Below are 8015 nucleotides of genomic sequence, written 5' to 3' on the forward strand. Positions count from 1 at the left end.
TTACTAATCCGGGAGGTTATTATGAAAAAGAAGCCTTATCTATCATTCGCATTAGCAGCAGGTCTTGCAGTTAGCACCCTAGGAGTTCAGGCTAGTTACGCAAAGCCGGCAGAAACTCCGCAACAGGTTCAGCCATTCAATGTTTATGACAACAAGGTATTGGACAAGATCAATGTCGAAAATATCTACAACAATATTGAATATCTATCTAGAACACCTCGTGTTGCTGGTACACAAGCCGAGCACAATGCGATTCAGTATGTCAAGGAGCAATTTGAGTCATACGGTTATGAAACAGAGCTTCAGGAATTTACTTTCTATGGTTATACAGCACCTCACACGGTAGAGCTCACAGTAGATGGCTATCCAGATGAAATCAAGCCAAAATCCTTTACATACGGGATGGATGGAACGGTTTCGGGTGAACTGGTCTATGCTGGATTAGGACAAGCTGGGGATTTTGAAGGCAAAGATGTTAGTGGCAAAATCGCTTTGATTCAGCGAGGGTCGATTTCATTTGCTGATAAAGTCTTGAACGCAGCAGCAAACGGTGCGGCAGGAGTCATAATTTTTAACAATGCAGCAGGAGACCTGAACGGAACATTCGGTTCACCGAATGAAGCCTATGTACCGGCTGTGGCCATTTCCCAGGAAGTTGGACAAGCTTTAGTGGACCAGCTGAACAATGGAGATACTCTGACAGGATCGATTAATATTGAGGGAGCAGAGGCAGGGATGAGGACTTCTTACAATGTAATTGCCACGAAAGCACCAACGAATAAAAATAAGGCAAAAGACGGAATCGTCGCATTGGGTGCCCACCACGATTCGGTTCCTGGAGCCCCAGGTGCAAACGACGATGCATCAGGTACTGCAATGACACTCGAGCTTGCACGCGTTATGAAGGATTTGCCGACGAATATGGAAATGCGCTTCATTACTTTTGGTGCTGAGGAACTTGGGTTGATTGGTTCGCGTTATTATGTCAGCCAGCTTTCTGAGGAAGAAAAAGACCGCTTCGTTGGATACTTTAATATGGATATGGTAGGAAGCCGGGATGCTGGTGATTTGGTCATCAATACGCCGGACGGAAATGAAAACATTGTTTCCCAAACCGCTCAAGCCTCCAGTGAGCGCTTAAATGGAGAACCGACCCCAATTCAGCCAGGCGGAAGCAGTGACCACGTATCGTTTTATGAAGGCGGCATCGCATCAGGCTCATTTATCCATAGACCACTAGAACCATGGTACCATACACCTGAAGATACAATTGACAAAATCAGTAAAGAAAAATTGCAGGATGTGGCGGAAATCGTAGGTACAGCTGTCTATGATATCGTCCGTCCGGAGAATCAGGGACCAAAAGTCAAAAGAGGAGAAGAACAAAAGGTTCCACACCTATATTATGAGGAAGAAATTAAATAATTTTTCATTACTGCCAGGTCCATTGTTTTATCAATGGACCTGGTTTTTGTCTGCCTATTTGCCGTTAGTCCTCTTTAATGATGAACAGTAGTCATAAGGAAGAAAACAGAGAGGGGTAATACAATTATATATAAAATTCTAAGTTAAAAAGATCTCTAAGACTTTTTCATAAGGTCTAATTTCCATACATAAAAATATATATACAATAACTAATTATTGCCTGGAGGAATTATGAGCCGGAAGAAAAGCGTGAATTCGATGGCAGAGGCCAGGAGGATTCTTGGCCACGATTTTTTTGAAGCAGTCTCTGATATCCTTCCGTTGGTGGGACCGAGAATCGATATGTTCCAGGGAGATCAAGAACTGGTTATTGTGGCCGAATTGCCGGGTCTTGTTTCACAGGAAGACGTAAATCTATCGCTGGAAGGCTATAATTTAGCTATTAAGGGAGAATTGAAGCGCCCTTATGTGACAGATGAAGATAAACTGTTAATCAATGAACGTGCTGGCGGTGCTTTTGAAAGAATAGTGAAAATTCCCCCTCAATGTTCCCTGGAGAGGATTCAGGCCGACTTTTTCAATGGTCTTCTTTTCGTCCGTATCCCATTCATTCACCAGCATTCCACACAAAATCGCGAGTCAATACAAATCAACTTCCACAGCTGACATGGAGATGATGATATGACTAAAATTAAATTCAAAAATATTGATATAAACAAGATCACCAATAGCTCAGGAGTCCATTCAGGCGTTAACATTCAACACCAATGGAAAAGCCGTGTAAACAGCTCGGATGGTTTCGGGAATGTGGACGGGAAATCAAACAACATATCTAATAATGTTTCCTTTTCTAAACGTAAAAACGGTGATGGTTGAAATGGATAGTCAAGAAATTGTAAAAATGATTCAAAAGCTCAATGAAAAAATTGATTCACTCCAGAAAAGTGACTTTCACTTTCATATTGAAAAAGTCACAGTTGAACACCTTCAATTAGAGGAATTAGCCTATCATCTGGATAAAATTGATATAAAAGAACTTAGCGGAATGATGAATTTGGGGAATTCATTTAGTCCTAATCTCGAGACAATTAAATCTCAATCAAAAAACTCGATGGAAAAGAAGCCAGAAAAGGATCGTGATGAACCAACATACAGCAGTAAATCCCATGAAGGCGAGAGGGCCGAACCGGCTTTAAGCGTAATAATCAATGGGAAGGAAATTTTGTCGGAATGAAGGGGGGAGTATATTGAAAACACTAAGCCCTGCCTTTTACATTGGTTCCATCCAGATTGGGACTGTCCAGGATGCATCCTGTGTTAATTTTGGAAACAGCTTTCCAAAGGATTTTACAAGCCAAAAAAATCAAAATCAGGGTTTCGGGAGTATCAGCGGGGACAATAATGACATACATGACATTATTTCAAGACTTGCACAAAGGAATATAGCTGAAATTTTTGGTGATCCCGCAGAAAATGAACAGCCAGATTGGCTAGAGGGCCTAATGAAATCCCAACAAGTACAGATGGAACAAGAATAAAGAGGTCCTAGCTTATTTACAGCAGGACCTCTTTTTTTAATGCAGAATATCATTTCGTTTATCTATATATAGATTTCCATCAGGCTGAACTTCTGCATAGAAAACATCATCCAGTGATTGAACTCCAGCTTGTTGCAGCTGTTCATCGAGCCAAGTTCGATCCTTATTCATTTTGTTAAGGTTTTGAACATTCACTTGTCCGTCAGATACCAATTCTGTAGAAAGTGGAACAAAGTTGCCAGAAGACTTGGCTATATTCATGTCACTTTTAGTAACCGTTTGTTTGCCTTCCATTTTCATGACAGAAAGTTTCCCATCCGTTTCAAAGATCGCATAATCGACATCACTCAAAGAAAAAACGCTTTTCTGCCGCAGTAATGCTTGCAATGAGTCAGCATCCATACGCACTTGTCTAAGTGCATCCTCCATTATTTTCCCTTTTTTGATAACGATGACCGGGTCACCCATTAGCAGCTTTCTTGCTTTTTTAGATTTCAAGTGAATTTGATCTGTTAGCACCGTGAGAGCAGCCCAGCCGAATAATGCGATAATTCCATTTAAAATGCTCACACTCGGATTGAGGGCAAGTGTAGCCGCTAATGAACCAAAGGCAATAGCTGAGACTAAGTTGAAAAATGTCATTTGGCTGATTTCTTTTCTGCCAGCCCATCTTGCCATTGCCAATAACACAATAAAAGCAATAGCAATTCGGAGAATTACTTCGAATTGATTCATGTTTTATCCCGCCTTTTCTTTTATCAAGTAAATTATTTGCGTGTGCGCGGGATATTATTCTAAGTTACAGACTTTATGACTTCTATATCATTTTCATCCTTAACAAAACTTAAGTTTCGGAACAGTTCATTGCCATCACCAGTTACAGAAAATCCATTGTTTGATTTGGTCGTAGAAAGAAAATTTAAATTCACATTCGTTCCGAAAAATACGCCAGATGAACTGTTAATACTATTGACATTTATATTCCCAAAGGTAATTTTAACTGAATTCATAGCTTCTCCAGCCGTCAAAAGGCCTGTGCCTGGCTGGTAGGCTGAATATCCGGATCCGCATTAGGCTGGTCCACGCCATCGTTGTCACTGATCAAGTGCATGTTCCCAAAATATACATTACCCTGGCCTGTGCCAAAAATTCCGTTGTTTTGCTTAGTCGGTGAATTCCATCCAGTTTGTGCGTTTCCACCGATGAATACTCCAGCATTACTTTGCATCGAATTGACATTTATAGAATTAAATAAAACGCTGTTTGCCATTTTGTTCCCTCCCAGAAAAGCAACCCTTTAATACATTTATTCTATAAGCGGACGATTTGTGAATTGAATGGGGCAGTGGAGTGAATTAAAGCTTGAAAAAGATCGTAGAAGGGGAGGGGGATGCTGCCATAATAAAAGGCTGTTTTCGCATTGAGGGTTTCTTTACGAACACACAGTTATCACGCATCATGAAAGGGTTTCGGACTCTTTTTTGAAGATGCTTCGGGATCAGATATACTTATGTAATCGTAAAAACCCAGAAGCCGGTTTTTACTTCGGGTGTAAAAGCAACAAAGCTTATGAAAAGAGCGTAATAAAAAGAAGGTCCCATAGGAACCTTCTTCTTTAAGCTAAACTAATATTATATTTTGTTTACGTTAGCAGCTTGTGGTCCGCGAGCGCCTTGCTCAACGTCGAAAGATACTTTTTGACCTTCGTCTAATGATTTGAAACCTTCAGATTGGATAGCAGAGAAGTGTACGAATACGTCGTCTCCACCTTCGCGCTCGATGAATCCAAAACCTTTTTCTGCGTTAAACCATTTTACTGTACCTTGTTCCATTACTTGTTACCTCCCAGTGCGTTAGCACATTATGTTACTATCCTTGCCCAAAGTGATCATTAAGACGAAATAATTTCTATCCTTTACACCGAACAAAAATAATTCTACTCCATCATAACAGATACTGGAATCATTAGCAAACAATATTAAAAGATTTGATGCTAACGGACTACTTATGAGACAACACTCTCCAATTATCGTTACATGTAGCCTCAATTTTCCTGTGTCTTTGGATATAATTTGCTAATAATTCGGTCATATCAGTCTGGATTTCTTTTTTGACTGGCTTATCTTTGAACATATTGAAGTTTCCTCCGCCGCCTGCACGATAATTATTGACAACCACATCGAATTCTTCATCCAACTTCAGCGGTTCACCCCTATATTTTAAGAGAGTAACCCTTTTTCCCGCAGGTTTAGATATGTCAAGATGATATTCTATTCCTTCCCACATATCATAGTTATAATGCTGTGGCTTTGGAGCTTCAAAAGATGGATTAACCTGGATTTCACCTTCATTATTCAAAATGAAGTACTCTGCAGATTGTTCGAGTGCGTCTTTAATATCCTGTCCGGACACAGTAATCACTTTTAATGTATTTGGGTAGACATAATTGGATACGATATCCCTCATAGTTATCTTACCTGGAAACCCAGGTGCCCCATTATGAAAAAGAGCTGTAGATGATATCTCCACTCCTGCAGCATCCATTTGGACCTTATTAATAAACTCAATAAGCGGATGGTCTTTTTTTCGGACTTCCAGGGGTGAATGGACGCGCATATCACCGGCAATTTCTCCGAGTGGCTGGTCAAGCCACTGTTGTGTCAATTCTTCAAATACTTTGGCCAAACCAAGAATCTTATCATCTAATGGCGTGTCTTCTTCTATTTCTATAATCTCAGCTGATTTTTTCATGATTATCCATTTTCCATTTGATTTTTCAAATTTAATTGATACCTTCGAAAATGCCTGACCATTATGACCCGGCTGTACAACGAGGACATCATTAAGTTGAGTGGAGAGCTGACGATGCTGGTGACCGGTCAATAAAATATCGATTCCCGATATTTCCGTACACATACGATAAGCCTGATTCTCACCAGTTAACTTTTCACTCGGCTCCGCCGTTTCAAGGTCTTTCTCAAATCCGCCGTGATAGGAAGCGATAAGGAGATCGTACTGCTCGTTTTCTTGCAAATGACCAACCCACTCTTTAAGTGTATGGAAAGCATCAAGGAATTCTAATCCCTGAATATTAACAGGGTTTTCCCAGTTAGGGATAAAATGTGTTGTCACCCCAATTACAGCTATACGTAAGCCGTTGCTAAAAGATTTTATGAAATAAGGTTTACCGAAAGCGGGTTCTTTAGTTTCCTTTTTCACTATATTTGCAGACAGCCATGGAAAATTAGATTCACTGATGGCGTTCTTTAATAAATCCTGTCCATAATTGAATTCATGATTACCAATCACAGCTACATCATAACCAAGGTAATTCATCACGCTGATAACGGGATTTTTATAACCTTTCATATTTCTGGCGAAATGATAGGTGAGGGGAGTGCCCTGGATAACATCGCCGTTATCTATCAATAAGTTGCAATCGTTATTCTTTAGAACATTTTTAAAAGCAGAACCAAGCTTTGCCAGCCCTGAATTTATTTCTTCATTATTACCATAGCTAATTGGTAAAATGTTTCCATGAATGTCGCTTGTTTGTAGAACTACAAGCTCGCACTTATCCATAATAATCACGTCCGTCCATAAAGAATCACATATTCAAATACTTCCCATTTTCAATAAAAAATAAAAAAGCGCTGAAGACAAGCGGAAATAACTTGCTTTTTATATAATCATCCGCTCTCCGGCAGAGACGGTATTCTGACTGCAGCCAGGTCCTGGTCTGGAATTTCATAGCCAATCTCATTTATGAGGAAAGATAGAATAGCCTTCATTACTTCAATTGTAATTCTCTCGCCAAGACACCTGTATTCTTTTGCAGGATCTCCGCCTCTCTGGGGGATAAAGTCAAACAAGCTTCCGTCCCAATCTTTGAACCTCTGCAGAATAAATGAATTGGGTTCATTCCAGATACGTGAATCATGGTTCGTGGCGTACATATTCAAGCAATACAAGCTGTCCTTCTTTAAAATGGGCATCATTTCAAATGAACTCTTTTTTCACTCAGCACCAAGGAAAGGGCCGAACGGGAAGAAGCGGCGGACTTCGTGCACAAACATTTCAAGATAACGACCATCATTGTTAGGTGGATTATTAGACAGGCTCAGTTCATAGAAGAGGACGATGATTCATCGTTTATTTACACGTAAAGTAAAAAGTAAACTTGTTGTCCTTTAAATGTTTCGTCGAACAAGCTGTTGTTATACATGTTGCTTAGGAATGAGACGAGCTTGTTTGACAAATAGTAAGAAAAAGGAGGGAGTATCATGGGAAAATGGAATGAAGAAGGAGCTGCCAACAACAATCTTTCTGCTGAAACAATTGCGAGTTCTAAGCTGGTGGGAAAACCGGGACTCCAAGCGCACGAGTTTTCGGAAGAACTTGCTGATGGGGGAGAGAGGGATAAGGCGATCGAGAAGCAATTAAAGGAGCATCAACCAGGTATGTAATAGGAAAGGAGGCAACTTAATGGAGAATAAAAATAATTTCCTCGACAAAAGAGGAGATTTTACTGCTCCTCCTGCAGTTGCTGCTGATTATCCGAAGAAGCCGGACCAAAGAAAAATTGAAGAGGGTTATAATAAGAGGAAATGATTTTAAAGTTGTCTGGTGTACAGTGCCAGACAATTTCTTTATTATCTAAATAGAAAAATAAACCATTGTTAATAGATATACAAGATGTTATTCTGTTTTAGCCGCTCAAATAAAGCTAGCAGAAATAAAGGAGCTACTTCTGGTTATTTACCAGAATTTGTTTATTGAATTATTAGCAACAAAAATGATACTATATTAGAACACAGACGGCGAACGTTACTGAACAAATCTTCTTCTGAAAAAAGATATTGACAGTAAAATAGCAATCTGGTATTATATAAAATTTGTCTTTTAAACGACAACGGATATTGTTCTTTGAAAACTAAACAAACAAGCGTCAACAAACAATAAATGATCATGTTTCTTCTATAAGAACATGAGCCAACGTTTTAACTTATGAGCTAACTCATAACTCTTTTTTGGAGAGTTTGATCCTGGCTC

12 protein-coding genes are annotated in these 8015 nt (G+C 39.6%); 7 read left to right on the forward strand and 5 right to left on the reverse strand.

Features of this window, described 5'->3' with window-relative positions:
• Positions 1-21: 21 nt before the first annotated feature.
• From J7E35_RS20950 to J7E35_RS20970, 5 genes are all read left to right on the forward strand, one after another.
• Positions 22-1425, forward strand: a complete 1404-nt coding sequence (locus J7E35_RS20950) for a M20/M25/M40 family metallo-hydrolase (RefSeq protein ID WP_214783557.1) — start codon at positions 22-24, stop codon at positions 1423-1425.
• Between the two features lie 231 nt (positions 1426-1656).
• Positions 1657-2091 carry an Hsp20/alpha crystallin family protein gene (locus J7E35_RS20955; protein ID WP_214783560.1) on the forward strand — a complete coding sequence of 145 codons (435 nt, stop codon included), beginning with the start codon at positions 1657-1659 and terminating at the stop codon, positions 2089-2091.
• A gap of 15 nt (positions 2092-2106) precedes the next feature.
• Positions 2107-2301: a hypothetical protein gene (locus J7E35_RS20960; protein ID WP_214783563.1), complete on the forward strand. Its 195-nt coding sequence runs from the start codon at positions 2107-2109 to the stop codon at positions 2299-2301.
• A 1-nt stretch (position 2302) separates the two neighbouring features.
• Positions 2303-2659: a hypothetical protein gene (locus J7E35_RS20965; RefSeq protein ID WP_214783566.1), complete on the forward strand. Its 357-nt coding sequence runs from the start codon at positions 2303-2305 to the stop codon at positions 2657-2659.
• Positions 2660-2672: 13 nt separating this feature from the next.
• The gene (locus tag J7E35_RS20970) at positions 2673-2963 is read left to right on the forward strand and encodes a hypothetical protein (RefSeq protein WP_214783569.1); all 291 of its coding nucleotides are present in this window, start codon (positions 2673-2675) and stop codon (positions 2961-2963) included.
• A gap of 36 nt (positions 2964-2999) precedes the next feature.
• Here J7E35_RS20970 and J7E35_RS20975 read toward each other — a convergent pair whose 3' ends face one another.
• The 5 genes from J7E35_RS20975 to J7E35_RS20995 all read right to left on the reverse strand — a co-directional run bounded on the left by J7E35_RS20975 (position 3000) and on the right by J7E35_RS20995 (position 6961).
• Positions 3000-3698 carry a YetF domain-containing protein gene (locus J7E35_RS20975; RefSeq protein ID WP_214783572.1) on the reverse strand — a complete coding sequence of 233 codons (699 nt, stop codon included), beginning with the start codon at positions 3696-3698 and terminating at the stop codon, positions 3000-3002.
• Between the two features lie 289 nt (positions 3699-3987).
• Positions 3988-4233: a hypothetical protein gene (locus J7E35_RS20980; protein WP_214783575.1), complete on the reverse strand. Its 246-nt coding sequence runs from the start codon at positions 4231-4233 to the stop codon at positions 3988-3990.
• Between the two features lie 361 nt (positions 4234-4594).
• Complete coding sequence (locus J7E35_RS20985) at positions 4595-4795, reverse strand: cold-shock protein (RefSeq protein WP_214783578.1); 201 nt, start codon at positions 4793-4795, stop codon at positions 4595-4597.
• Between the two features lie 169 nt (positions 4796-4964).
• Complete coding sequence (locus J7E35_RS20990) at positions 4965-6545, reverse strand: bifunctional metallophosphatase/5'-nucleotidase (protein ID WP_214783690.1); 1581 nt, start codon at positions 6543-6545, stop codon at positions 4965-4967.
• A gap of 107 nt (positions 6546-6652) precedes the next feature.
• Positions 6653-6961, reverse strand: coding sequence for a cytochrome P450 (locus J7E35_RS20995; RefSeq protein ID WP_214783581.1), 309 nt, complete (start codon positions 6959-6961; stop codon positions 6653-6655).
• Positions 6962-7246: 285 nt separating this feature from the next.
• On the opposite strand from J7E35_RS20995, the gene J7E35_RS21000 reads away from it, so the two are divergent.
• Positions 7247-7429 (forward strand): hypothetical protein, encoded by a 183-nt coding sequence (locus tag J7E35_RS21000; protein ID WP_214783585.1) that lies wholly within the window; start codon positions 7247-7249, stop codon positions 7427-7429.
• A 19-nt stretch (positions 7430-7448) separates the two neighbouring features.
• On the forward strand, positions 7449-7574 hold the full coding sequence (locus tag J7E35_RS23635; RefSeq protein ID WP_285290399.1) for a hypothetical protein: 126 nt from the start codon (positions 7449-7451) through the stop codon (positions 7572-7574).
• Positions 7575-8015 lie beyond the last annotated feature (441 nt).

The sequence above is a fragment of the Bacillus sp. ISL-45 genome (genome assembly GCF_018613195.1).
GTDB lineage: Bacteria > Bacillota > Bacilli > Bacillales > Cytobacillaceae > Mesobacillus.

Coding starts and splice junctions, on each gene's coding strand:
- J7E35_RS20975 (WP_214783572.1), bottom strand. CDS start 3,698: ATGAATCAATTCGAAGTAATTCTCCGAATTGCTATTGCTTTTATTGTG.
- J7E35_RS20985 (WP_214783578.1), bottom strand. CDS start 4,795: ATGGAACAAGGTACAGTAAAATGGTTTAACGCAGAAAAAGGTTTTGGA.
- J7E35_RS20960 (WP_214783563.1), top strand. CDS start 2,107: ATGACTAAAATTAAATTCAAAAATATTGATATAAACAAGATCACCAAT.
- J7E35_RS20995 (WP_214783581.1), bottom strand. CDS start 6,961: ATGATGCCCATTTTAAAGAAGGACAGCTTGTATTGCTTGAATATGTAC.
- J7E35_RS20990 (WP_214783690.1), bottom strand. CDS start 6,545: ATGGATAAGTGCGAGCTTGTAGTTCTACAAACAAGCGACATTCATGGA.
- J7E35_RS20955 (WP_214783560.1), top strand. CDS start 1,657: ATGAGCCGGAAGAAAAGCGTGAATTCGATGGCAGAGGCCAGGAGGATT.
- J7E35_RS21000 (WP_214783585.1), top strand. CDS start 7,247: ATGGGAAAATGGAATGAAGAAGGAGCTGCCAACAACAATCTTTCTGCT.
- J7E35_RS23635 (WP_285290399.1), top strand. CDS start 7,449: ATGGAGAATAAAAATAATTTCCTCGACAAAAGAGGAGATTTTACTGCT.
- J7E35_RS20950 (WP_214783557.1), top strand. CDS start 22: ATGAAAAAGAAGCCTTATCTATCATTCGCATTAGCAGCAGGTCTTGCA.
- J7E35_RS20980 (WP_214783575.1), bottom strand. CDS start 4,233: ATGGCAAACAGCGTTTTATTTAATTCTATAAATGTCAATTCGATGCAA.
- J7E35_RS20965 (WP_214783566.1), top strand. CDS start 2,303: ATGGATAGTCAAGAAATTGTAAAAATGATTCAAAAGCTCAATGAAAAA.